Origin of the sequence: Pediococcus inopinatus (assembly GCF_002982135.1) — a bacterium.
In the GTDB taxonomy this organism is placed as follows: domain Bacteria; phylum Bacillota; class Bacilli; order Lactobacillales; family Lactobacillaceae; genus Pediococcus; species Pediococcus inopinatus.
The window spans coordinates 667,532-690,909 of the sequence record NZ_CP019981.1 but is presented as its reverse complement, the minus strand read 5'-3'; the positions used below and the strand labels follow the sequence as shown (position 1 = coordinate 690,909).

24 protein-coding genes and 1 other annotated feature are annotated in these 23,378 nt (G+C 38.0%); of the genes, 3 read left to right on the top strand and 21 right to left on the bottom strand.

Going from position 1 to position 23,378, the window contains the following annotated elements; translation table 11 throughout:
• Positions 1 to 40: 40 nt before the first annotated feature.
• Together rpmG and PI20285_RS03550 are read right to left on the bottom strand one after the other, a co-directional pair.
• Positions 41 to 190: a 50S ribosomal protein L33 gene (rpmG, locus tag PI20285_RS03555; protein WP_082623231.1), complete on the bottom strand. Its 150-nt coding sequence runs from the start codon at positions 188 to 190 to the stop codon at positions 41 to 43.
• A gap of 110 nt (positions 191 to 300) precedes the next feature.
• Positions 301 to 2,355: a penicillin-binding transpeptidase domain-containing protein gene (locus PI20285_RS03550; RefSeq protein ID WP_236698817.1), complete on the bottom strand. Its 2,055-nt coding sequence runs from the start codon at positions 2,353 to 2,355 to the stop codon at positions 301 to 303.
• A 132-nt stretch (positions 2,356 to 2,487) separates the two neighbouring features.
• Between PI20285_RS03550 and PI20285_RS03545 the strand changes: the two genes are divergently transcribed.
• Positions 2,488 to 5,145 carry a YfhO family protein gene (locus tag PI20285_RS03545; protein WP_269084001.1) on the top strand — a complete coding sequence of 886 codons (2,658 nt, stop codon included), beginning with the start codon at positions 2,488 to 2,490 and terminating at the stop codon, positions 5,143 to 5,145.
• 52 nt (positions 5,146 to 5,197) lie between these two features.
• Here the strand turns inward: PI20285_RS03545 and greA are convergent, their stop codons facing one another.
• The 8 genes from greA to PI20285_RS03505 all read right to left on the bottom strand — a co-directional run bounded on the left by greA (position 5,198) and on the right by PI20285_RS03505 (position 13,223).
• Positions 5,198 to 5,683: a transcription elongation factor GreA gene (gene greA / locus PI20285_RS03540; RefSeq protein ID WP_057772521.1), complete on the bottom strand. Its 486-nt coding sequence runs from the start codon at positions 5,681 to 5,683 to the stop codon at positions 5,198 to 5,200.
• A gap of 77 nt (positions 5,684 to 5,760) precedes the next feature.
• On the bottom strand, positions 5,761 to 6,420 hold the full coding sequence (gene udk / locus PI20285_RS03535) for a uridine kinase (protein ID WP_057772519.1): 660 nt from the start codon (positions 6,418 to 6,420) through the stop codon (positions 5,761 to 5,763).
• 17 nt (positions 6,421 to 6,437) lie between these two features.
• Entirely contained in the window at positions 6,438 to 7,559 is a 1,122-nt protein-coding gene (mltG, locus tag PI20285_RS03530) for an endolytic transglycosylase MltG (RefSeq protein WP_057772517.1), read from the bottom strand.
• Between the two features lie 97 nt (positions 7,560 to 7,656).
• Positions 7,657 to 10,080: a phenylalanine--tRNA ligase subunit beta gene (gene pheT, locus PI20285_RS03525; protein WP_057772515.1), complete on the bottom strand. Its 2,424-nt coding sequence runs from the start codon at positions 10,078 to 10,080 to the stop codon at positions 7,657 to 7,659.
• 8 nt (positions 10,081 to 10,088) lie between these two features.
• Positions 10,089 to 11,135, bottom strand: a complete 1,047-nt coding sequence (pheS, locus tag PI20285_RS03520; protein ID WP_057772513.1) for a phenylalanine--tRNA ligase subunit alpha — start codon at positions 11,133 to 11,135, stop codon at positions 10,089 to 10,091.
• 51 nt (positions 11,136 to 11,186) lie between these two features.
• Positions 11,187 to 11,396: a binding site (T-box leader), on the bottom strand.
• Positions 11,397 to 11,441: 45 nt separating this feature from the next.
• The gene (locus tag PI20285_RS03515; RefSeq protein ID WP_057772511.1) at positions 11,442 to 11,792 is read right to left on the bottom strand and encodes a winged helix-turn-helix transcriptional regulator; all 351 of its coding nucleotides are present in this window, start codon (positions 11,790 to 11,792) and stop codon (positions 11,442 to 11,444) included.
• Positions 11,793 to 11,822: 30 nt separating this feature from the next.
• Entirely contained in the window at positions 11,823 to 12,323 is a 501-nt protein-coding gene (locus PI20285_RS03510; RefSeq protein ID WP_057772509.1) for an HD domain-containing protein, read from the bottom strand.
• A gap of 123 nt (positions 12,324 to 12,446) precedes the next feature.
• Positions 12,447 to 13,223, bottom strand: coding sequence for a TrmH family RNA methyltransferase (locus PI20285_RS03505; RefSeq protein WP_057772507.1), 777 nt, complete (start codon positions 13,221 to 13,223; stop codon positions 12,447 to 12,449).
• Between the two features lie 169 nt (positions 13,224 to 13,392).
• On the opposite strand from PI20285_RS03505, the gene PI20285_RS03500 reads away from it, so the two are divergent.
• Together PI20285_RS03500 and yidC are read left to right on the top strand one after the other, a co-directional pair.
• Positions 13,393 to 13,665 (top strand): acylphosphatase, encoded by a 273-nt coding sequence (locus PI20285_RS03500; protein ID WP_057772506.1) that lies wholly within the window; start codon positions 13,393 to 13,395, stop codon positions 13,663 to 13,665.
• Between the two features lie 73 nt (positions 13,666 to 13,738).
• A complete protein-coding gene (yidC, locus tag PI20285_RS03495) occupies positions 13,739 to 14,677 on the top strand; it encodes a membrane protein insertase YidC (protein ID WP_057772504.1) in 939 nt (312 codons plus the stop codon).
• Positions 14,678 to 14,729: 52 nt separating this feature from the next.
• On the opposite strand, the gene PI20285_RS03490 is transcribed toward yidC, so the two are convergent.
• The 11 genes from PI20285_RS03490 to PI20285_RS03440 all read right to left on the bottom strand — a co-directional run bounded on the left by PI20285_RS03490 (position 14,730) and on the right by PI20285_RS03440 (position 23,370).
• Entirely contained in the window at positions 14,730 to 16,103 is a 1,374-nt protein-coding gene (locus PI20285_RS03490; RefSeq protein WP_245080626.1) for a HAMP domain-containing sensor histidine kinase, read from the bottom strand.
• Between the two features lie 152 nt (positions 16,104 to 16,255).
• A complete protein-coding gene (locus PI20285_RS03485; protein WP_046871247.1) occupies positions 16,256 to 16,942 on the bottom strand; it encodes a response regulator transcription factor in 687 nt (228 codons plus the stop codon).
• Positions 16,943 to 17,144: 202 nt separating this feature from the next.
• The gene (gndA, locus tag PI20285_RS03480) at positions 17,145 to 18,563 is read right to left on the bottom strand and encodes an NADP-dependent phosphogluconate dehydrogenase (protein ID WP_057772502.1); all 1,419 of its coding nucleotides are present in this window, start codon (positions 18,561 to 18,563) and stop codon (positions 17,145 to 17,147) included.
• A 145-nt stretch (positions 18,564 to 18,708) separates the two neighbouring features.
• A complete protein-coding gene (rpmF, locus tag PI20285_RS03475) occupies positions 18,709 to 18,891 on the bottom strand; it encodes a 50S ribosomal protein L32 (RefSeq protein WP_057772501.1) in 183 nt (60 codons plus the stop codon).
• Between the two features lie 61 nt (positions 18,892 to 18,952).
• Positions 18,953 to 19,498 carry a YceD family protein gene (locus tag PI20285_RS03470; protein ID WP_057772500.1) on the bottom strand — a complete coding sequence of 182 codons (546 nt, stop codon included), beginning with the start codon at positions 19,496 to 19,498 and terminating at the stop codon, positions 18,953 to 18,955.
• 74 nt (positions 19,499 to 19,572) lie between these two features.
• Positions 19,573 to 20,694 carry a nucleotidyltransferase gene (locus PI20285_RS03465; protein WP_057772498.1) on the bottom strand — a complete coding sequence of 374 codons (1,122 nt, stop codon included), beginning with the start codon at positions 20,692 to 20,694 and terminating at the stop codon, positions 19,573 to 19,575.
• Between the two features lie 8 nt (positions 20,695 to 20,702).
• Positions 20,703 to 21,437, bottom strand: a complete 735-nt coding sequence (locus PI20285_RS03460; RefSeq protein WP_057772496.1) for a class I SAM-dependent DNA methyltransferase — start codon at positions 21,435 to 21,437, stop codon at positions 20,703 to 20,705.
• On the bottom strand, positions 21,434 to 21,793 hold the full coding sequence (rsfS, locus tag PI20285_RS03455) for a ribosome silencing factor (protein ID WP_057772494.1): 360 nt from the start codon (positions 21,791 to 21,793) through the stop codon (positions 21,434 to 21,436). Before rsfS ends, PI20285_RS03460 begins: the two co-directional genes overlap by 4 nt.
• Positions 21,794 to 21,804: 11 nt before the next feature.
• Positions 21,805 to 22,410 carry a bis(5'-nucleosyl)-tetraphosphatase (symmetrical) YqeK gene (gene yqeK, locus PI20285_RS03450; RefSeq protein ID WP_057772492.1) on the bottom strand — a complete coding sequence of 202 codons (606 nt, stop codon included), beginning with the start codon at positions 22,408 to 22,410 and terminating at the stop codon, positions 21,805 to 21,807.
• Positions 22,397 to 23,032, bottom strand: a complete 636-nt coding sequence (locus PI20285_RS03445) for a nicotinate-nucleotide adenylyltransferase (protein WP_057772490.1) — start codon at positions 23,030 to 23,032, stop codon at positions 22,397 to 22,399. Before PI20285_RS03445 ends, yqeK begins: the two co-directional genes overlap by 14 nt.
• A 26-nt stretch (positions 23,033 to 23,058) precedes the next feature.
• Positions 23,059 to 23,370 carry a YhbY family RNA-binding protein gene (locus tag PI20285_RS03440; protein ID WP_057772488.1) on the bottom strand — a complete coding sequence of 104 codons (312 nt, stop codon included), beginning with the start codon at positions 23,368 to 23,370 and terminating at the stop codon, positions 23,059 to 23,061.
• Positions 23,371 to 23,378: the final 8 nt, after the last annotated feature.

Below are 23,378 nucleotides of genomic sequence, written 5' to 3'. Positions count from 1 at the left end.
AAAAAAGATCGGAGCAAAATTCGACCATTTTGTTCCAACCTTATTTGGTTTCGCGGTGTAATGTAACCTTTCTATCACGTGGGCAATACTTATTTAACTCCATACGATCCGGATTGTTACGCTTGTTCTTGCTTGATAGATACTGTCGATTATGACATTCTGTACATTCTAATGTAATGTGTACGCGCATAGCTCCAACCTCCCAACTATAAATTCTGATGGGCGTTGCGCCCTCAACTTAAAACATGATACCACAGTTCCGTATTCTGACGCAAGCACCATTCATACTTTTCCTTAAATCTATTTAGAGGTGCTCTTCAATGTAGACGTGCTCTTAACAGTTTTCCAATATGCTGCATAAACTTTCTTTGCCAAAGCAATATTATTAGTTTCAGCGCTTTCACCAAGTCCGGGCATCGCGACAGCCACCACCACTTTAGGATTTTTAGATGGGGCATAGGATGCCAAACTTAATGTGACAGTCGACTTACCATTGGTGACTGTTTCGGCCGTCCCTGTTTTAGCAGAAATTTCAGGACTAATGCTGGCCAGTGAACCACCGGTCTTGTATGTGTTTGTTCCGTGGACTACATCATACAATCCCTTTGTCACAACTTTCTTTTGGGCAGCTGTGTCATCCACATAATTTAATATCTTGGGCTCGATCGTTTCCTGAAGCTTGCCTAAACCACCATTGTTACTCGTCCCTCTGATTTGAGAAACCACATGGGGAGCAATTCGATAACCACCGTTAGCAATTGTAGAAATATATTGAGCAACTTGAATCGTTGTATATGCATCGTATTGACCAAAGGCTAAATCAAGTGCTTTACCAATATCTGATTGTGTACTTGGACCCGTATATCCAGAAGATTCACCAGGTATATCAATTCCAGTATCAGTTCCAAGACCAAATTGCTGGAAATAACCCCGCATCTTAGCAAAGACACCCGTACCCATCGTCAAAGCTGATCCAGACGAATACTTAAATCCGCCTTCCTTCATAGCAAGTTGCATCATATACGAGTTAGAAGATACTTCCAAAGCGGTAGATGCATCTAAACTAATATCTTGACCACCAGCCTTATTAAACCAAGAAGCTTTAGCACTCGTACCAGCTAGTTTAATTGGTTTATCAGTTAATGTACTATTTGATGGTGTAATAACACCATCCATTAACGCACCAGTCACCATTGCGCCCTTAACAACCGAACCCATAACAATTGGTTCGTTAATCGTTCCGAGTGCATTATCAGTGACTTTTCCGGTGCTTGTATTACGATTGACCCCAGCTAACGCTAATACAGCTCCAGTATTGGGGTTCATTACAACTACATAACCACCAGTTGATTCACCACCGGCCGAAGTAACCGCGCTTCTCGTATCAGCTTGAACTTGTTTTTGGAAAGCAGCATTTATGGAAAGTATCAGGTTGTCTCCCTTTTTACCTGCGTACTGCTTAACTTCTTTTTTAATTGTGTCATCGCCCGTAACTTCAACTCGTGTTTGAGATTTAGTTCCTTTTAAAATTGGATCATATGCTTTTTCCAGGTAACTTTGACCTACACTATCGTTGCGTGAATAACCTTGTGCCAACAAGATATTCACTTCATCACTTGGTAAACCTGATTTGGCACTTGATACTGTCCCAGCGATACTTTTAATTGAATTACCTTCTGGATAGTCTCGTGACCAACTTGTCCCGACTTTTACTCCTGGAAACTCAGACAAGTGTTCGCCAATTTCGGCAATTTCTTTGTTTGAAACATCTGATTCTTTTAGATAAACAGTTGATAACTCGTATGCGCCACTCATCAAACTGAAAATTTGCGCCGCGTTCCGCTCGCTTTTACTAAGATCAACTGTTTTTGTTACTTTTTTTACTGCCAAACTATACAAAGCTTTAGATCCATATTCACTATGGTTTTTAATACTGTTTTCAACCTTAGTTAGATTCTTCGTATTTGCTAAATAATAATCCGCCTGATCCTGCGTAGAAAGCGTTGACGTGGATACCGTTAAGTACTTGCCCAAATGGTCCGCGGTTTTTCGCAAAGTGCTAGATAATACGTTAACACCCTTTGTGTATTGAATGGCTTGATGCGATTCATTTCCAACTAATACTTTTCCTGTTGAATCGTAAATCATCCCTCGCTGAACATTGCTAGTTTCAGTAGTGGTATCTGTTCTTTCGACATCAGCCACATATTTAGAGCCATTAAATATCTGTAAATACGCTAATCTAGCAATTAGCATAATTAACAAAACAACAACGATTCCGAAAATTAAATTAAGTCGGAATGGTAATTCAGATTTCTTTTCGCGATTTTTGGTGGTCCCTTTTTTTGATTTCAAAATTTCAAGCTCCTTCACGCTGCTGAGACTATTCTAACAAAAAATTCAAACTCCTTCTATAACTTGTTCACATTTTTAGATTATCTTAGTCAATGTGGTATGCTAAAGAAAGCAATTTGGGAAAAGAGGAACATGATGCAAAGAACTAGTTTAAACAACACCAAACACCTTATTGGCTCACGGAAACAGCAACTTATAGTTAGCTTTTTAATTCCTTTAATTTTGATGTCAAGTTACTTCATTTATCGGAAAATGGCTCCTTTTGGATCAAGTAGTTTATTAACTGTTGATTTAGGTCAACAATACGTTGATCTTTTTGCCTATTTTCGCCATACAATCTTACACGATCCAACGGCCTTCTTCTATTCTTTTTCAAAGGCAATTGGCGGCGACATGACCGGCACCTGGGCCTATTATTTAATGAGTCCATTCAATCTTATTTTGCTCTTTTTCCCAGGCAAATCAATTACAACTGGGATTTTTATCATTACCGTTCTTAAATATGCTTTTGCTGGACTAACTTTTGCAATTCTTTTACAAAAGCTTTATCCCCGAGCAACTTGGCTTGTTCCGGGATTGGCAACCGCATATGCTTTGATGGGATTTTCGATTGCCAACCAGTTAAATTTAATTTGGTTAGATGCGCCCATTCTTTTACCATTAATCATTCTCGGCATTGACCGAATCTTTACAGCGGGTAAAATTCGTTGGTTTGTTTTATGGCTGAGTCTAATGCTTATTATTAACTACTACATGGCGTACATGATATGTATTTTTAGTATCCTGTATTTCATCTTTGCCAGCGCCCGTTATTATACCTCATTTCATGATAGTCTCACAGCCAGCAAACGTTTTGCTGGTGGCGCCTTGTTATCTGGGGGCTTTGCTTCTTGGATCCTAATGCCTACTTTTTACATTTTGACACAAAGTAAGGTCCAATATACAGAAACAAGTGTTAAATTTAAATTTGATTATTTTCCATTTAAAATGATCAGCAAACTTTTACCCGGGACTTTTAACTTCCAACAAATGCCTAGTGGACTTCCCAATATCTTTATTGGCGCATTTTGCATAATTGGTTTTATTTTGTATTTTACGAGTGCAAACATAAAACGACGAGAGCGAATTACTGCTGCAATTATTTCATTATTTCTGCTTCTTTCACTTTGCTTTGAACCATTAAATCTTTTCTGGCACGCTATGCAATTTCCATGGTGGTATCCATACCGCTTTAGTTTCATAGTCAGTTTCTGGATGATCTTTTTAACGGCGCGCTATTTATTCTCAAAACCAACGTTTAACCCCCGTGCGCTTCTAACTACTGGATTCATTCTAATCATCGGGTTGATCTATTTATGGTTGAATCTCTCTAAATTCAAAAATTACGTTGACCAAAATCAACTAATTATTGGGTGCTTATTCGCGGCTTTAGGGTTGCTTTCATACGTCCTGCTTCGTCAAAAGCCTGCTTTTAGTTGGCTGATTACGATAATTATTGTTTTAGATGTCTTTTTCAACGCCTGCTTATCTTTAAACAATATTTCTTTTGTCTCGCAATCGGAATTCGGAAACTATACGACCGAGTTAGACAAAACAATTGGCAAAATTCAAAAACAAGATCAAGGCTTCTATCGAATTGGTAAGACTTACATGCGCACAAAAGATGATGCTATGCAGGCTGCTTTCAATGGTGGATCACATTTCAGTTCCACTTTTGAAACGCAGATTCCTAATTTTATGCAAAAAATTGGGCAACCTGATGGCGATGGTTTTGTAACTTACTCTAACGGGACCCTCATTACTGATAGTTTGTTGGGTATGAAATACTGGTCAAAAAATATTGATTCAAATCAATTAGGCACGTCTGCAACATCAACCGCCACACCTACACTGCCTGCATTAACGTATAAGCCGGATTTAAGTAGTTACAATCTAATTGGTCAGGATAGTTTAACACAGACGTACAAGAACCCATATGCGCTTTCAATTGGCTTTGGGGCTTCTGGTTCAGTTAAAAATTTCAACGGTAGTAAATTAGATCCTATGCAATATCAAGAAAAATTGTATGGCAGCCTGGCAGGCCAGACAAATTCTAAACTGTTCACTTCTCAAAATTTCAATGAAGTTGTTTTCCAAAATATCAATCAAACTACAAAACTAACGGGAAGTGTACTTAAAAAGAACAATCTGTCTAAGCCCGGTGTAGTGACCTTCAAATTTACGCCAACCACCAATGATCCCTATTACTTAACCTTTGGCCAAGATCTGAACCCTGACAACGCAACCTTTACTGTTGATGGCAAATCACTTACACAATACTCGCCATACCGTAACACAGTCGTTGTTAACTTTGCCAATCATAGTAAAGGAAAAACCGTTACGCTTAAGATTCAGCTCAAGAAAATGAGTTTGTGGTTGGAAAACTTTACTTTATATCGTTTGAATCAAACTAAATTCACGACACTCCAACAAAAACTCAAACAAGCTTCTTTAAAAGTAACTAGTCACAACAGTCATCGAATTGCTGGAAATATCACGGTTTCTAAAAAGAATAGCTTTTTAATGACCACCATCCCTTACGGTAAGGGCTGGCACGCTAAGGTTGATGGCAAATCTGTTAAGGTAAGTAAAATTGCTAGCACCTTTTGTGGAGTCCAACTAACTGCTGGAACCCACCATGTCGTCCTCACTTACTGGCCACCATATTTATTTATTGGCTTAACCATCAGTATCATTGCTTTAATCCTTGTCGTCGGCTACTTCTGGTGGGCAAGGAAAAAACGGGAATAAACAAAAATAGCTTCAAACTAGGAATTCTAGTTTGAAGCTATTTTTTTAATCATTAAGCTGATACACTAACCTTCAAAATTTGAACGTGCATATCCCCACCAGGAGTGGAAATTACAACCTCATCGCCAACTTTATGATCTAACAAAGCTTTTGCAATCGGTGAATCATTTGAGATCTTACCTGACATTGGGTCAGCTTCAGCAGCTCCAACAATCGTGTAGGACTCAGGTTCTTCATCAGGAAGTTCCTTGAACTCAACAATCTTTCCTAAAGAAACAACGTCATTAGCAACAGCATTATTGTCAATAATTTCAGCGTTTTGCAACATATGCTCAACGGTGCTGATTCGACTTTCAACCATACTTTGCTCATTTTTTGCAGATTCATACTCTGAATTTTCAGATAAATCACCAAAACTTCTTGCAATCTTGATGCGTTCAATTACTTCTGGACGTGTTTTTGTTTTTAGCTCTTCTAATTCATCTTGTAATTTTTTTCGACCCGCTTCTGTCATCGGGAATGTTTTTTCATTTGCCAATTTATAGACACCTCTAATCTATGATGAAAATATAACGATTTCAAGAGTACCATGAAGTAATCCGCTTGTAAATACTATTACTCACGAAAAATATTATCGCGACCTTCTTGAGAAAGAATATCCTTAATTTTTGTGGTTAATAAATCAATAGCCACGGTATTCGCCCCACCTTCTGGAACAATTATATCCGCGTAACGTTTAGTTGGCTCAACAAATTGATGAAACATAGGCTTCACCGTTGCTAAATACTGTGAAATGACCCAGTCAAGTGTCCGTGCGCGTTCATTAATGTCACGCTCAATCCGCCGAATGATGCGAATATCATCGTCTGTATCAACATAGACTTTAATATCCATTAAATCTCGCAACCGTTTATCGTCTAAAATTAGAATTCCTTCTAAAATAATCACATCTCGTGGTTCTTGATGAACTGTTTCATTACTTCGAGTTAGTTTTGTGTAATCATAAACTGGTTTTTCGATAGCTTCATAATTCAACAACATTTTTAGCTGATCAATCAGCAAATCCGTGTCAAAAGCTAACGGATGATCATAATTAACCGCAGCTCGTTCGTCCATGGTCATATCAGCCTGATCTTTATAATAAGAATCTTGCTGAATTGTCATGATGGAATGTCCTGAAAGGTTGTTATATATCTTACGGCTAACGGTTGTTTTGCCACTTCCCGAACCACCAGTCACCCCAATTAGAATAGGACGTTTTTCCTGTGTTTTCATAAAACTAACCTCATTTATTATTTATTACTTGGGTCTTGACTTGCCGCATTTTCCAAATGTTCATCGTACGTTGCTGAAAAATAAATCTTCCCTGTTTTCAAATTGGCAACAAAATAGAGATACTCTTTATTTCGTGCTTTAGGATGCAACACCGCTAAAACAGAGTCCTCACTTGGATTATTAACCGGACCTGGTCCATACCCATTTTTGATTCTCAAGTTGTAAGGAGATTTACTCTTAAGATCTGTTTTAGTCAAATCAGATCCAAAGGCTTTGTTAACGGCATAATAAACGGAAACATCAGACTGCAATGGCATTTTAACATCAATTCGGTTCAGGAAAACACCAGCAATTTTTTCCCGATCACTTGTTGTGTTTCCTTCCCGTTCAACTAAAGCAGCTAAAGAAAGAATTTCTTGTACGGTCATTTTTTCTTCTTTAATCTTAGAATAATAAGGTTTTAATATCGTATTTTCTTTGGCAACCATCTGTTCAACAACTGTTTTTAAGCTTGTCTTTTTCCCGAGTGAATAAGTTGCTGGATAAAGATACCCTTCAAGGCGATAACGCACATCGGAGGCCTTCATGGCAGAACCTAACAGCTCTGGATATTTTTTATAGAGGGTATTTATAAACGCCTTGTCCTTCATCAACGCAATAAATTGAGCCTGGGTAAAGTCAGACGATTTACTTATTGATTGCCCAACTTCATCAATTGTCTCACCTTCTTTAATCAGCACATATTTGCCTAAAAGAACAGGTGTGGCGCTCCCACCTTTTTGAAGCTTTGTAGCGATTTTGTGAAGACTCATTGAAGGCTTCATAACATAATAGCCGGCTTTGAAGTTTGTTAAGTTATGCGATTTTACGTAATAATTAAACACCGCACCGCTTTTAACAACTTTCTTCTCCTGTAAAATAGAGCCAATTTGACGTGTTGAAGAACCTTCTGGTACATTAATTTGAATTTGTTGCTTACTATCTGGATTCAAAGGTTCTAAAGCATCTGAAAAATAATGAAAAACAACAAAACCAGTTGCCACAATTACCACTGCCAAAACCGTTACGACCCACCTGATGATGGAATGCCCTTGCGCTTGTGTACGTTTTTCAGCATTCCCGTCTTGATTATTCAAGATTCATTCCTCCGTTCTAAAATCATTATCTGTTATTATACTAAAAACTCGCTCATCATGCATCGTTGGGCTCACATGATTTAAAAGTTCTTACAAATTTCTAGCGAATTTCAACTTCAAAGCTTGTTTTTAGAGCTTCAATTGCTTGTTCAAATTCTTTATTCACTTCATCTTCAGTTAGCGTATTATGTTTATCACGATACGTTAGCGTATAAGCAACAGATTTCTTACCCAAAGGAATGTGTTTTCCAGCATACACATCAAATAGTTGAATCTTTTCTAAATGACGATTTGAAGCCGATTGTAAGGCCGCAACAATTTCAGTATTGGAAATCTTTTGGTTAATCAAAAGAGCAACGTCACGGGTAATGGCCGGATATTTAGAAATTGGGTCATAATGTTGAATTTTCTTTGGTGCATCCAATAACATTTGTAAATTCAATTCAAAAACATAAGTTTCAGGAATCTTAAATTGTTTAGCAATTTGGGGATGAACTCGACCAATAAACCCGATCACTTGATCGCCTAAATAAATATCTGCGGTCCGACCTGGATGCATTTCTGGATGTTCTTTACTTGCCACATAACTTACAGATTTCTCGAAATTCAAGTCATGCAAAAGTAAGGTCACAATCCCTTTTAACTGATAGAAATCAACCGGAGCTTCTTTGCCATACCAGTTTTTAGTCTCAAGAGAGCCCGTAATGGCCCCTGCCAAATGTTCAACCTCAGTTGGTCGATCAACATCAGCCGTTCGATAAAATACTCGGCCTTGTTCGTATAAAGCGACATTGGCCTCTTTACGAGCCACATTGTAAGCCACATCATCTAATAAACCACTAATTAAGTTCATCCGCAAAACGGCATGATCGAGACTCATTGGAAAATCAAGTTTTGTTTCTTCGCTTTCTTGCATCATAAACTGTTTTGCTTTTTCAGCAGTAGTTAATCCATAACTCATGGCTTGGTTAAGGCCACTGCCTTGTAAAACAGACCGCACACCACGAATAACCTGTTGACTTGTTGTCAAGCGCCCAATTGTAGTTGAACCAGTTGGCAACGTCGATGGTAAATTATCGTAACCGTAAATTCTCGCAATTTCTTCAAGAATATCAGCAGGAATATGAATATCCCAGCGTCTGGCAGGAACCGTAACCACAAAGGTTTCATCTGTAACTTGGACGGTAAATTGAAGACGCTTCAAGATTTCAGTAACGTCGTCCACGGATAATTGCGTGCCCAAAACATGATTAACTCTTGTTAAATCAAGGGTTACTTCAACATCTTGTGGCTTAGGATCAACAGCTGATATTTGTTGTTTAACAGCTTTACCGTTTCCAAATTCAGCGCTTAATTCTAGCGCCTCATGAAGAGCATCCGTCACAGTAGCAGGATTAATTCCCCGTTCAAAGCGCATGGAAGCTTCACTATGTAACACGTGATAACGCGCCGTTTTTCTAACTTTAATCGAATCAAAAATTGCTGATTCGATCACTACAGTTTTAGTATTATCATCAATTTCAGTATCTAAACCACCCATCACGCCAGCCATGGCAATATTTTTTTCGCCATCTTTAATCATGAGATCGGCCGCTCTGAGCTTTCTTTCTTCGCCATCAAGGGTGACAAATTTGGTTTGGTCTGGTGAGTAGCCAACATGAATTTCTTTGGTCGTTAATTTATCATAGTCAAAAGCGTGTAATGGTTGCCCATATTTCAACATAATGTAATTCGTAATATCAACTACATTGTTAATTGGCCGAACACCAGCGGTCATCAAACGAACCTGCAACCAAAACGGACTCGGTGCAATTGTGATATTTTTAACAATTCCCATTTGATACGCTAAAACATCATCTGGTGCATCAATTTTAATTTTCAATAAATCATCAATAGTATCCGTTTCATCCACAGTTTCTAGCTGACGATGATTTAAAGTGAGTTTTTTATTATAAATCGCACCAATTTCATAGGCATTCCCATCCATACTAAACAGATCCCCACGGTTGGGGGTGACAGATGTATCAATCACATCGTCATCCATACCAAGATAACTATAAACTGGTTCACCAGGTTTTACCCCACTGTCTTCTGGAAATACATAAATACCATTAACATAAGCCTTAGGCACGACTTTTTCGTCAAACCCAATTTCTTGTAAAGCACAGATCATCCCGTTTGATTGTTCACCACGCATTTTGCTACGTTTAATTTTAACGTTGTCTTTAATCCGAGCACCATGTAATGCCACAATGACATATTGTCCCTTGGCTACATTGGGGGCACCACAAACAATCTGAATCGGTTCATCTTCACCCACATCAACTTGGCAAATATTCAAGTGATCAGAATCTGGATGAGGCTTTACATCCAAGGTGTAACCCACAATAATTTTTTTAAGACCATCTTCAGCTCGTGTAACCTGATCGACTTCAACGGCAGTTCTTTCAATTTTTTCAGCGAGGACTTTGGGCTCAACATCAAGATCAAAGTACTCTTTTAACCATTTATAAGAAACTTTCATGTTAGTTGTTATCCTTTCTTTGAAAACTGAGTCAAGAAGCGGACATCATTTTGATAGAAGTTACGAATGTCATCAACCCCATAACGTAACATCGCAAAACGATCTGGTCCAAGACCAAATGCAAATCCACCATAAACTTCTGTATCTACACCAGCCATTCTTAGCACGTTTGGATGTACCATTCCGGCTCCTAAAACTTCGATCCAGCCAGTGTGTTTACATACTGAACAACCTTTTCCCATACAATTAAAGCACGTAACATCTGCCTCGACTGAAGGCTCAGTAAATGGGAAATAGCTCGGACGAAGCCGCACTTCAAAACGATCGCCAAAGAGCTCTTTGGCAAGTGTCTCTAAAGTCCCTTTTAAATCAGCCATTGTAATATTTTTATCAATGACCAAACCTTCAACTTGATGAAACTGATGTGAATGGGTTGCATCATCAGTATCACGACGATAAACAACACCTGGTGAAATCATTTTTAAGGGTCCTTTACTGAAATCATGTTTCTCCATTGTTCTTGCTTGAACTGGAGAGGTCTGACTACGCATCAAAATTTCATCAGTAATATAAAATGTATCTTGCATATCACGTGCCGGGTGGTCCTTAGGTAGGTTCAACATTTCAAAGTTATATTTGTCAGTTTCCACTTCGGGGCCTTGAATAACTTGATATCCCATTCCTAAAAAAAGATCCTCAATATTATCAATGATTTGTTGAATCACATGCGGCTGACCTTGAGTAACTGGTTTTCCAGGTAAAGTTACGTCAATTGTCTCGCTCTCTAATTTTTTAGCAGTCTGAGCTGCTTCTAATTCAGCCTTTTTTTCTTCAAGTGCTGCCACAATGTTGTCGCGCACATGATTAGAAAGTTCCCCAACTTTCGGACGTTCTTCCTTTGGAATATCACGCATTCCTCGTAATATTCCCGTTAAAGGTCCTTTTTTACCCAAGATATTCACACGAATATCTTCTAGTCCTTTCAATCCATCCGTTCGCGAAATTTCTTTTAAAGATTTGGCTTTTAATTCTTCTAACTGTTCATGTAATCCCATCATCAAACCTCCTAAAATTTAAAAAACGACACAAAAAAACTCGCCCCTCAAAAAAGGGACGAGTTATCGCGTTACCACCCTGGTTTGTAAACAAAAATTGTTCACACACTTGGCATCAATAACGGCGATTTACCGACTTATTTTTTCAATAAATAACTCAGAAGTGAATTCACTAATGTTGCTTTTTATATCTGATTTCAGTCAAAGCCAGATACTCCCTTTAAAAAACCACTAGTTACTGCTCTTCATCATTGCTTTTCCGACTTAAATATTAGATTAAAAACAGCCAATAGTCAACACTTCTTTTTAATTTTCGCTATCGTACCAACAATCAGCAAATTGGTGAACTGCGCTCATAACTGGGCGTAAAGCCTCACCTTTTTCGGTAAGTTGATATTCAATTAAAGAAGAGTCTTTATAGGTAACTCGATCAACGATTCCCTCAGCTTCCAAACTCTTTAAACGTTCAACCAATACACGATCACTGCACTTTGGCACGCTACGAGCAAGGTCTTTGAAACGTAGTGAATCTTCGTTTAACAAAACTTCAATAATTAAACCGTTCCATTTTTGACCCAAGACAGAGAATGTCCGACTAAACTTGGGACAAAGTGAAAAATGATCAGCGGTACTTGTAGTTTCTAATGCTTCTGACACTGCTCTTCCTCCATTCAAATCCAACTCCGCCTATAGAGCGCGACGTTGCATTTTGTTTAAAAATAAATGTAATTTCTTTTGGACATGACCTAAATATTCCTGGGTTGCTGCGTAATCATCAACAACTGAGACAATCATGCTTTCTTTATACTTCGGAAACGCGATTGTAGCGCCCCACATATGCTTTAAAATAATATCCTTTTCCATCGGTGACAAAGGTGTCAACTTCTCTGCATTTCGCAAAGCGATTCGCGGATGAATATATGCATGGGTACCTAGATCAAACTTGGTTGTGCGCCAATCATAATAAAACAAGTCATGTAACAAACCTGCTCTGGCAACCGCACGAAAGTTAAGGTGTCTTTTTTTGGCAATCAAATAACTTTGATACGATACTGAAATTGAGTGTTGTAAACGGGTGTAATTATGATGCTGCGTATATTCGTCTAATTTTTGAACTTCTTTTGTATTCAATAAATCCGAAACCAAGTTTAAGTACTCTTGATCTTGTTTCCATGCATTTGTTTTCATTAAATACTTCCTTTTCATTATTAATAAATCTAGCTATTAACTTACATTTAGTTAACAACATAATACTCATTAATGGACTAAAAAGCAAAGAAAACACTACCCTAATTTGAAATGTAATCAAATCTAAATATCTTTTAAAGAAAACATCAAAATTCCGGCCGCTACCGCAACGTTTAATGACTCTGCTTGCCCTTTAATTGGAATGTATAAGTTGGCTGTTGTCTGAGAAAGCAACTCTTTGGACATGCCATTTCCCTCGTTCCCCATAATCAAGGCAAAATCATTAGTTGCTTCAATTTCTTGATAGCTTTTTGCCTGAGGATTAAGTTCAGTTCCAAAAACAGGAAGATTAGCTTTTCTAAAGCTCTTAACCCACTCGTTTAGATCGCCCAAGACAAGGCGAATATGAAATTGACTTCCTTGCATCGCACGTTGAATTTTCGGATTGAAAATATCTGCCGTTCCTTTTCCAAAAACAACGCCCTCAAATCCTGCTGCATCAGCTGTTCGAACCATTGTTCCAATATTACCAGGATCCTGAATATTATCCAGCAATAACCACGCACCTTCTATATATGAGGCTGGTTCTTGAATTTGCCGTTCTTTATTTGGAATCCGTACAATTGCAAAAATACCTTGAGTAGTCACTGTATCACTCAAATGATCAGCAATTTTATCTGAAACCACTACGAGTAAATCATTTGGCACCTCAAACTTTATTTCATCTAATTCATCCTGCGTAGCAACCACATAAACTACATCGGCATCATTTTGAAGAACTTCACTCACTAAATGACGTCCCTCAATTAAGTACATGCCAGTCTTTTTACGCCCTTTTTTTGTCTTTAGTTTTTCCCATTCTTTAACACGATTATTTTGCGTTGATAAAATTGTTTCCATAGTTATCCCCTTATTTAATGTTAGTAGGTCGATAACTTAATCAAACCATACAAATTACTAAATATCAATGTTTCCATCTTTAAAATTACCCTAAAAAAGCGATCAAATTATTTCTTTTCCCTTAGAAATGATAAAATAATATTATGACATTTGAAAGGAAGAGATTTATATGAAATCAGTTACAATTCAAGTTTTCGGCCGTGTTCAAGGAGTTGGTTTCCGTTACTTAACAAAAATGGTTGCTGACAAACTTAATATTAAAGGAACCGTTGCAAATTTAAACGATGGCTCAGTCTATGTTGAAGCAGAAGGTTCAGAAGATAATTTAAACGAATTTATTAACGCCGTTAAACTGTCTCCTTCCCCAAGTGGCCATGTTGAAAAAACGGTAATTAACGACGTGGCCCTGCAAAACTTTACTGATTTTCGTGTTACAAACTAATCAACCATTGAAAAAGCGGCGTCAATCACGTATAGTAGCCGTTGTTAGTTTAATTTGAAAGGGAATGTCTTTAATGAAAAAAATGAAACACCTGGGCACGTTAACAGCTATTGCTGGATTGGCGCTGCTTTTAACCGGATGCGTACAACGAACTAAGTCTGGTAAGCCATATGGCGCTATTTATGATTACCTTGCTGTTCCTACTCAACACGTCATGAGTTGGCTAGCGGAAATGCTTGGTGGTAGTTACGGTTGGGCAATCATTGCCGTAACCTTTATCGTTCGAATGGTACTTTTGCCTATGATGATTAACCAATCACGTAAAGCAACAGTTCAACAAGAAAAGATGTCTTTTGTTAAACCTCAGATGGCAGCAATTCAAGAACGTCAAAAAAATGCAACCACGAATGACGAAAAAGCCGCTGCAAGTCAACAAATGATGAGTTTATACAAGGATAACGGTATTAGCATGACTGGCGGTATGGGATGTTTACCAATCCTAATCCAGTTTCCAATCTTTGCTGCTCTCTATGCGGCAATTCAATATTCTCCAGCATTGGCAAGTGGCGCTTCGGGTAGTATGTTCATGGGAATCAGTCTTGGCAAACCCAATCTAGTTCTTACAGCGTTCTCGTTCATTATTTACTTGTTGCAAGGCTGGCTTGGAACCTTAGGAATTCCTGCCGAACAGAAGAAATCTATGATGTCCATGATGATTGTGAGTCCTTTGATGATATTCTTTGTTTCATTTAGAGCCCCTGCTGGTTTGGGTCTGTATTTCTTCGTTGGTGGAATTTTTGCTTGTGTCCAAACACTAATTATCTATTTCTATCGACCAAAAATTCGCGCATCAGTGGCGGAAGAAATGAAAAAAAATCCACCAAAGGTTGTGATTGAACCTGTAGTACCTGTAGTACCTGTTGCACCGAAAACGACAGTTACTCCAACTCAAACTCACCACAATAATCGCCAAAGAAATGCTGGCAAACAGCAACATCATCATTCAGATTAATTTTGTAAACATAAAAAAGGAACTGCAAAAAATTTGCAGTTCCTTTTTTTCTCTATTCAATTACATTTGTTTCTTCATCTTCGGAATATTTATCTGTTTCATGTTGATCAATCGGTAACGTAATTCTAAAAATTGAACCATATCCCACAGAACTTTCAAGCGAAATCTGTCCATGATATCCTTCAACTAAGCGTTGCGCAATTGACAAACCTAATCCATTTCCACCTTTGTCTCGACTACGTGCCTTATCCACCCGATAGAAGCGATTAAAGACCTTCTTAACGTCTTCTTCTGAAATACCCTCACCGAAGTCTTGAATGGCAATCTGAACGTTGTGCATGTCCTCTGCTGCCGAAATATGAATTTCTTTCCGTTTAGTTGAATACTTCACAGCGTTATCAAGCAAGATAATGAGCACCTGTTCAAGATGATTACGATAAATTTGCACAATTGGGTTTGAATGAACATCACTATCCAAAGTAAAAGTAAATTCAGGATGAATCATCTTAAAATCATTAAAAACTTGGTTAACAACCCGCATAACCGGTGTCTCTTCTTTTGAAAAATGAATTTCTAACTGATCTGCTCGAGTTAAGTCAAGCATTTCTTGCACCAAGCTCTTCATACGTTTCGTTTCGTCAAGGGATGCCTGCAACGATTCATCCAAAATCTTGGGATCATCTTTACCCCAACGATTCAGCATTTCCATATGTCCTTGAATCACTGCTACGGGTGTCCGTAACTCGTGAGAAACGTCTTCAACGAATTGATGTTGCTGGTCGATATAGCGTTGCATTCGATCCAGCATGTCGTTAAAAACAATCGCCAAATCCGATAACTCGTCGTTTCTTTCTAAATCAGGAATTCTAAGTTCCGTTTGGGGATCGTCCGTCACCTGTTTCATTGTGTTATTCATCACATTAATGGGTCGCAATAAATACGTGGCAAGTAAATAACCAAAAATTGAAATTAACGCAAATGCCACAATAGTCAAAAGAATCACAATCCAAATAATCTTTTGTTGGGTCCGTTTAACACTTGTTAAGGTATCTACCACTTGGATATATCCAATTAACTCGTTTTTATTATTTCTAATCGGCGCTCGCCCAACTAAACCATTAAATTGCCTAGATTTTTCATGCGCGATATTTCGTTTCTCAGGAAACTGAAACTTTTTTGAATCCCGTCTGGTCGCAAATACTTGCTCGCCCTTAAGATTGTAAACTGAAACTACAACATCTCGACGCGCCAAATTAGTCAACAAAGTATTATTGTATGGCCGTTCATTCTGATCTGTGTTGCCAATTGAACTATCTGGACGTAAGTATTTACCAACCGTAATCCCATCAATTTCAGACACCCTCTGCAAACGGGAATCAACCGAATCAATCGTCGTGTTCACTTGCGTACGTTCCTGACTAATCATAACCTGCGAAATGCTATTAAATACAAAAAATGAAAAAAAGGTAAATATCAACAGAACACCGACACCCGTTCCGATTGCCCATTTCCATTTTAATGATATTCGCCTTTTAGTTATTCCTGTTTGAGTTGATTGGAAATCAGTTTGTTTCTCACTCACGATCGCATCACGTACCCTGTTCCTCTGACTGTTTGAATATAAGATTGTTCACCAGGACGATCAATCTTATTCCGTAAATAACGCACATAAACATCAACTACGTTTGTCTCAACTTCATTATCAATGCCCCAAACTTCATCTAAAAGAGCATCTCGAGATTGTACAACATTGATATTTTCCATCAATAACAATAAAAGTTGATACTCACGTTTAGTTAAATTAATAATCTTGCCATCACGACGAGCAACTTGATTTTCTTTTTCGATTGTAATGTCTCGGTAAGTTACCGTTGTTTGTTGAAAGGCCTTTTGTTCGCTTTCAATGTCGATCCGACGCAACAAAGCACGTAAGCGCGCCAATAATTCTTCAATGGCAAATGGTTTAACAATGTAGTCATCTGCCCCATGATCCAAGCCAGAAACCCGATCCATTACTGAATCTCTGGCTGTCATCATAATGATTGGGGTCGTCTTTGCTTCTCTTACTCGGCGACAAACTTCAATTCCGTTCAATTCTGGTAACATTAAATCTAACAGAATGGCATCAAAATTTTTATTTAATGCAGCATCTAAACCTGAACGGCCGTTAAATTGAACTTCTGTTTCATAGCCTTCATGCTGAAGTTCCAATTCAACAAACCGTGATAAACTTTTCTCATCTTCAATAATTAATATCCGACTCATTTTCCCACTCCTAATTGATCATACTTAAGTTATTTTAATCGAGCTTAATACATACAACTCAAAGTTTACCATTAAAATGAGATTTTGCCTAGAATTTACTCACTTTCCTATAAGAAATTCAGGAAAACAAAAAACCTAAACTTGCTAAAAAAGATGTTTGCAATCTTTAAAAACAAATTTAGGTTTAATAATCTAATTAACTTTATTGTTCTTCATACCATGGGAAATGATAAGTTCCCTCACGGTCAACTCGTTCATACGTATGAGCACCAAAGTAATCTCTTTGGGCTTGTAATAAGTTTGCAGGTAAGACTGCTGAACGATAAGAATCATAATAAGAAATTGCAGAAGCAAATCCAGGAATTGGAACACCAGCTTTAACCGCTAGCCCAACAATGTCTCGAACTGATTCTTGGTACTTCTTAGCAATATCTTTAAAGTAATCATCTAACAGCAAGTTATCCAATTCAGGATCCTTGTCGAAGGCATCTGTAATATTTTGTAGGAAACGTGCACGAATGATACAACCAGCACGCCAAATCTTAGCAATTTCACCAAATTGTAAGTCCCAATCATAATGTTTAGCAGCAACTTTCATTTGTTCAAAGCCTTGCGCATAACTCATAATCTTACTAAAGTATAGTGCCTGACGAATTTTCTCAATTACTTCGTCTTTGTCAAAGCTAACTTTACCTTCAGGCTTAGGAAGCACTTTGCTAGCTGCTACCCGTTCGTCCTTCAAAACTGAAATATAACGTGCATAAACCGACTCAGTTATAAGTGATTGTGGCACACCAAGTTCAAGTGCATTTTGAGAACTCCACTTACCAGTTCCCTTATTGCCACCCTTATCCATAATTAAATCAACGATTGGTTTGTCAGAACCTAAATCATCTTTACGAGTTAAAATATCAGCTGTAATATCAATTAGATAACTGTCTAATTCACCCTTGTTCCATTCGGAGAAAATGTCAGCAATCTCATCAACCGATAGCCCAACCATATTTCTTAACAAGTTGTAGCTTTCGTCAATTAACTCTTCATCACCGTATTCAATACCGTTATGAATCATCTTAACATAATGGCCAGCACCGTTGGGTCCGATGTATGTGACACAAGGAGCGCCATCCTCAGCCTTAGCAGCCATCTTTTCAAAGATAGGGGCAACTAAGTCATAAGCCTCTTTTTGACCACCAGGCATCATTGAAGGACCCTCTAAAGCACCTAACTCACCACCAGAAACACCTGTACCGATAAAGTTAATCCCAGAATTATCTAATTCGGCATTTCGACGCATTGTGTCTTCAAAGAAGGTATTTCCACCATCAATTAAAACATCACCCTTGTCCAAATGTGGTAATAATTCTGCAATCACTGCATCCGTTGGTTTGCCAGCCTTCACCATCATCATAATCCGACGAGGTTTTTCAAGTGAATTTACAAAATCTTCAATTGTATAGCTTGGAACCAAATGTTTTTCTGGATGATCAGAAACAACTTTTTCTGTCTTAGAACCTGTTCGATTATATATTGCAACCGTGTAGCCGCGGCTTTCAATGTTAAGGGCTAAATTCTTACCCATAACTGCCATGCCGACTACCCCAATTTGTGGTTTATCCATGTTGCTGCCTCCTAATGTTTAGTTCGTACTAATCGTAACAAAAACGCTAACAAAGTTAAAGCCATTCAATTCAAAATTAATTTTTTGACAAAATAAAAAGCAGGAAAAACCATGGCTTTTTCCTACCTTTTGATAAATAATCTAATTATTTACTTTTAACATCCATAACTTGCTTGCCATCATAAAATCCACAGCTTGGGCAAACACGATGTGAAACTCGTAATTCACCACAATTTGGACATGGTGCCAAACCTGGAAGTTGTAATTTGATATGTCCACGACGATTACGTTTGCGTGATTTTGATGTTTTTCTTTTTGGTACGGCCATCAATAGCACCTCCTTTAAGAGAATTACGGTTTCCCGTTAATTTTTATGTCTTACGTTAAAACTACTTAGATTCAGAACTCTCTGAGTTAAATAAGTCTTTTAGTTTAGCAAGACGTGGATCAACATGATTAGTTTGCGCCTTTTCAGCATCCTGTTCGGAAACAACTTCCCAATCATTGCCGCTTGGCATTGGTTCGTCGCCTGTTTCTTCCTCAGGTGCGAAAACTTGCATCGGAATCTGCAAGATAATATTATCAGCTACTGCTCTAGAAAAGTCAATCTGATCATCTTCAATAGGCAAAACCGTTTCTTCTGGACCAAAACGATCCAGATTTGTTCCCTCAACCGCATAGTACTCACTGATTGAAAAATCCAAATTCAAATCAACTGGTTTTAACGAACGCGAAGATGGTATCACAATTTTCCCAGTAACTTTAGCTGAAACTAATACTGCATCCCGATCTTTAATTGCATACCCATCAACTTTGATTAACGACGCATCTGAAATACCAAATGATCGATTAATCAAATCTTCTTTTAAGTCAAGATTCTCATTAAAATGGAGGGGTTCTCTGTGTTTCATAAGATCAGAAAGTGACCAATTCATCTAAAAACCTCCTAATGCAACGAATGTAATTATACCTGTGCAAAAAATCTTTGTCAATGGAAATTCCTTGACAGTCAGGGAAAAATAATTGGTTTCCGGCCAATATTTTGCTCTGTATGACTAATTAGACCATAAATATTGTCTGCTCGCAGAGTTGTTTGATAGTTGATAGTCATTTGATTTTGACCAATCTTGCTTAGTAACGGCAACTCTAATTGAGCCAGTCGATGCAGCAGTTGTTGCCCATTTTCATTAAACCCCAACACCCTTAAAACGGCCGGCTGGTTCAGCATTTGCGAATCCTTTAAATTTAACACAATCGCCAAACAAAGTCTTTGTAAATGTGTATAAGTATAGCGTTTAGTCTTCATTTGTGACAAAAATGATGCCATGTCAGAACTATTATGAATCACTTTCTTAAAACGAAATTCAAGTCCTTCTGACATTCCATAAATATTTTTCAATGTCATTTCAGATTCAGTCAGAATACGATATTTTAAGAACGGCCATAGTTTTGACCAATCTATCACAGTTCCTGACAAATCTGTTTTAGTTTGTTCTGGAATAAACTTTTGATAATTAGATAAATCTTCTAAACGGGCGTGCCGAATAGCGGAGGCACTAGTAATATGTTCAAAATCTAAAGAAAGTTCGTCATGCCCAGCTTCTTTTCGCATAACCGGTAATAACTGCATTGTGGTTCCAATCTGTTGAGCAGCACGAAAATAGTTAAAGGCTAAAATGTCGTTGGCACTTTTTAAATCCACACCAGTCTTTTCACGTAATGCCGTAAATAACTGACTGGCAAAACTTTGCGTAAAAGATTTAGTCGTCGGTTTTAATTGTTGAGCCTCTTTTGCCAACATTTGATAATCCACTTGAGGATGCTCACTACCAAATACCAAATAATCACTCTCAATGAGCGCTGCCATTTGAACGGCTCCAAATGCAAAAAGATGCGCGGCCTGCATCGAAACATTAATTGGCAATTCAATCACCAAATCAGCTCTTCCTGAAAGGGCCTCTCGGGTTCTTTTCCACTTATCGACAATTGCTGGTTCGCCACGCTGTAAAAAATTTCCGCTCATAAAAACCACTAAAACGTCTGCATGTGTCAGTCTTTTTGCTTGATCTAAAAGATATTGATGCCCATTGTGAAACGGATCAAACTCTGCAATTACGCTACAAATCTTCATCTGACCACCTACTTTATACACTCAAAAAACCATCGGGTACTTTCATCGCTAATTTCTGCTTTTCCAAAATCACTTGAATAGCTAATTTTGCTAAAACCAACTTTTTTTAACAGGTCTACATAAGTTTCAAGTTCATAAGTACGCTCATGATGTAATTCATTAATTTTACTATATTGCTCTTTATCGCTATTTTTCACGAAAAAAGTCAGATCATGTTCGACACTATGGGGTTTTTCTGTTTGATAGGTGGTCCACAGAAAAGCCTGTTGATCATCTACATAATTGTACATATATCCTGGGTAAACCTCATCCGTTTGGTAAGGAGAAATCACATCAAACAAAAATTTTCCATTAGAATTAAGATGTTTAAAGACTTCGGCTAAACATTGTTTCAAGGCAGTTTCATCAGGTAAATAACAAAGAGAATCTGCAAAACAAGAAACAACATCATATTGGTCAAGTTCACTTAAATCCAGCATGTTTCCCTGTACTAGCGGGAGTTCAACCTCTGCTTCATGCGCGTGCTCATCAGCTAAAGCTAACATTTCTTCTGATAAATCAAATCCAGATACTTGATAACCTTCCTGAATTAATTTTACAGCTAAACGGCCGCTACCACACGCCAAGTCTAGCCAATTTGCACGCTTGTTTTTTTGCCGTTTGGAAACAAAATCCAGCCATTGATCATACATAGCTGGATCCATTAAATCGTCATATAGTTTTGCAAAAGTTTGGTAAATCATGCTTCAAGCCATGGCTTAACGTCAACTGAGGTAGCTTCAGACCAAAGCTTTTCCAAATTATAGTATTTACGCTGATCTGTTTGAAAAACATTGACGATTACGTCGCCTAAGTCAATCAAAATCCATTCAGCTGCGCGTTGACCTTCAGTATGGCGAATTGTTACGCCGGCTTTTTCGTTTTGGTCAATAATTTCATCAGCAATTGCATCAACCTGTCGATTTGAATCTGCATTCATGATGACAAAATAATCTGCCAAAAGACTGACATTTTCCATATCTAAAGCCACAATATTTTCAGCCCGTTTGCTATCTGCTGCTTTTACCGTTGTTTCTAAAATTTCTTTGCTTTCTGTCACTGAATTTCCTCCTAAATGGCACTTTGCCATGCATTATATGTTGTAATAGTTCCAGGATAAATCGGTTTTGCGGTTTCTACCAAATGCTTTAACGTTTGCTGTGTTTGAAAGAAAACACCCTTCTTTAAATTCTCATGTGTAATCTGGCGAGCTTCGTCAACACCAGGGAAATCCCGTCCAGGCTCAATATAATCCGCCATATAGACAATTTGATCCAATTGAGTCATATAAGGTGCCCCAACCGTATGACGCCGTACAGCGTTCAAAATCTCTTCATCAAAGATCTGTAACTCATCTTTGATAAATTCCGCACCAACAACCCCATGCCAAATTGCGTTGCCATAATCTAACAACACTGGATTCATCTGCTTGTCATTAATCACTTTAATAAAATCATGGTCGGAACGTTGTTTAGCATAATCATGCAAGAGACCAGCAATTGCCGCTTTTTCCACATCGTAATCATTTTCTTTAGCCAGTTCAATTGCTTGTTGTTCAACTCGTAAACAATGTTGAAAGCGTTTATCATCCAACTTTTCCTGAACTTTACCAACTAATTGTTCTCTAGTATACGGAATCAAATTTTCTTCATATTTAATTGTTTCATCGTTTTCCATACAGTTTATTCTCCTCAATATACTCACAAACAGGATCTGGAACCAAATACCGAATCGAATGGTGCTTCGCTATCTTATCACGAATCAGTGTCGAACTCACATCAATCTCCGGCGTATCTACCCACAAAATTGGATACGAACTATGAACTTTTACACCCGGCCGTTTGACACCCACAAATTGAACTAGTTTTGTGAGCTCTGTAATTCGATACCATTTCGGTAAATAGGCAACCATATCAGCACCAATTATAAAATAATACTGATTTTCTGGATGACGTTTATGCAGTTCCACCATCGTATCATAGCTATAGCTTTTCCCGCCGCGTTTAATTTCTGTAAGTTCAACGCCAAAATTAGGATTCCCCATAACTGCTCGTTGAACCATAGCAACTCGGTGTTTCGCATCGATGGCCTGCTTAGGATCAATATGAGGAGGTTGAAAATCCGGCATAAAATCTACCCGATCCAATCCCAGTTGGGTACAGACTTGCTCCGCCATAATCAAATGGCCTAAATGTGGTGGGTTAAACGTGCCTCCAAGCAATCCAATCCGTTTACGCGGAATGTCACTGATCACTTCAGTTTCAATTTCAGTTTGCTGATTTACTTTTGTTGCCGTCAAAATTTTTCACGCTCCGTCAATTAAACTTAAATTTCTTTAACTTGCGCAGAGATTCGTCGTTTATCTTCATCATCTGACTCTTTAAATAAAACCAAAACATGGCCAATCATTTGAACGACCTGAATGTTTGTATGGTCTTCAATATAGGCTTTAACTTCTTCCGTAGTCACGTCAGTGTTTTGCTGCAAATTAATTTTAATTAACTCGTAGTTATTCAACGCAGCATCCAGTTGAGATACCCAAGCTTCTGTTAAACCATTTTTGCCGACCGAAAACTTAGATCGAAAACGTTGTGCCTTACTTCGTAAAAATCTTTTTTGTTTGCCTCTTAAATTCATAATTTCCT

Coding starts and splice junctions, on each gene's coding strand:
- udk (WP_057772519.1), bottom strand. CDS start 6,420: ATGAAAACACAGGAAAAACGTCCTATTCTAATTGGGGTGACTGGTGGT.
- gndA (WP_057772502.1), bottom strand. CDS start 18,563: ATGGATAAACCACAAATTGGGGTAGTCGGCATGGCAGTTATGGGTAAG.
- PI20285_RS03505 (WP_057772507.1), bottom strand. CDS start 13,223: ATGGAAACAATTTTATCAACGCAAAATAATCGTGTTAAAGAATGGGAA.
- yqeK (WP_057772492.1), bottom strand. CDS start 22,410: ATGGAAAACGATGAAACAATTAAATATGAAGAAAATTTGATTCCGTAT.
- PI20285_RS03545 (WP_269084001.1), top strand. CDS start 2,488: ATGATGCAAAGAACTAGTTTAAACAACACCAAACACCTTATTGGCTCA.
- PI20285_RS03470 (WP_057772500.1), bottom strand. CDS start 19,498: ATGAATTGGTCACTTTCTGATCTTATGAAACACAGAGAACCCCTCCAT.
- PI20285_RS03460 (WP_057772496.1), bottom strand. CDS start 21,437: ATGATTTACCAAACTTTTGCAAAACTATATGACGATTTAATGGATCCA.
- PI20285_RS03490 (WP_245080626.1), bottom strand. CDS start 16,103: ATGATTAGTCAGGAACGTACGCAAGTGAACACGACGATTGATTCGGTT.
- PI20285_RS03465 (WP_057772498.1), bottom strand. CDS start 20,694: ATGAAGATTTGTAGCGTAATTGCAGAGTTTGATCCGTTTCACAATGGG.
- PI20285_RS03500 (WP_057772506.1), top strand. CDS start 13,393: ATGAAATCAGTTACAATTCAAGTTTTCGGCCGTGTTCAAGGAGTTGGT.
- pheS (WP_057772513.1), bottom strand. CDS start 11,135: ATGGGATTACATGAACAGTTAGAAGAATTAAAAGCCAAATCTTTAAAA.
- rpmF (WP_057772501.1), bottom strand. CDS start 18,891: ATGGCCGTACCAAAAAGAAAAACATCAAAATCACGCAAACGTAATCGT.
- PI20285_RS03510 (WP_057772509.1), bottom strand. CDS start 12,323: ATGAAAACAAATGCATGGAAACAAGATCAAGAGTACTTAAACTTGGTT.
- pheT (WP_057772515.1), bottom strand. CDS start 10,080: ATGAAAGTTTCTTATAAATGGTTAAAAGAGTACTTTGATCTTGATGTT.
- rpmG (WP_082623231.1), bottom strand. CDS start 190: ATGCGCGTACACATTACATTAGAATGTACAGAATGTCATAATCGACAG.
- PI20285_RS03440 (WP_057772488.1), bottom strand. CDS start 23,370: ATGAATTTAAGAGGCAAACAAAAAAGATTTTTACGAAGTAAGGCACAA.
- PI20285_RS03485 (WP_046871247.1), bottom strand. CDS start 16,942: ATGAGTCGGATATTAATTATTGAAGATGAGAAAAGTTTATCACGGTTT.
- yidC (WP_057772504.1), top strand. CDS start 13,739: ATGAAAAAAATGAAACACCTGGGCACGTTAACAGCTATTGCTGGATTG.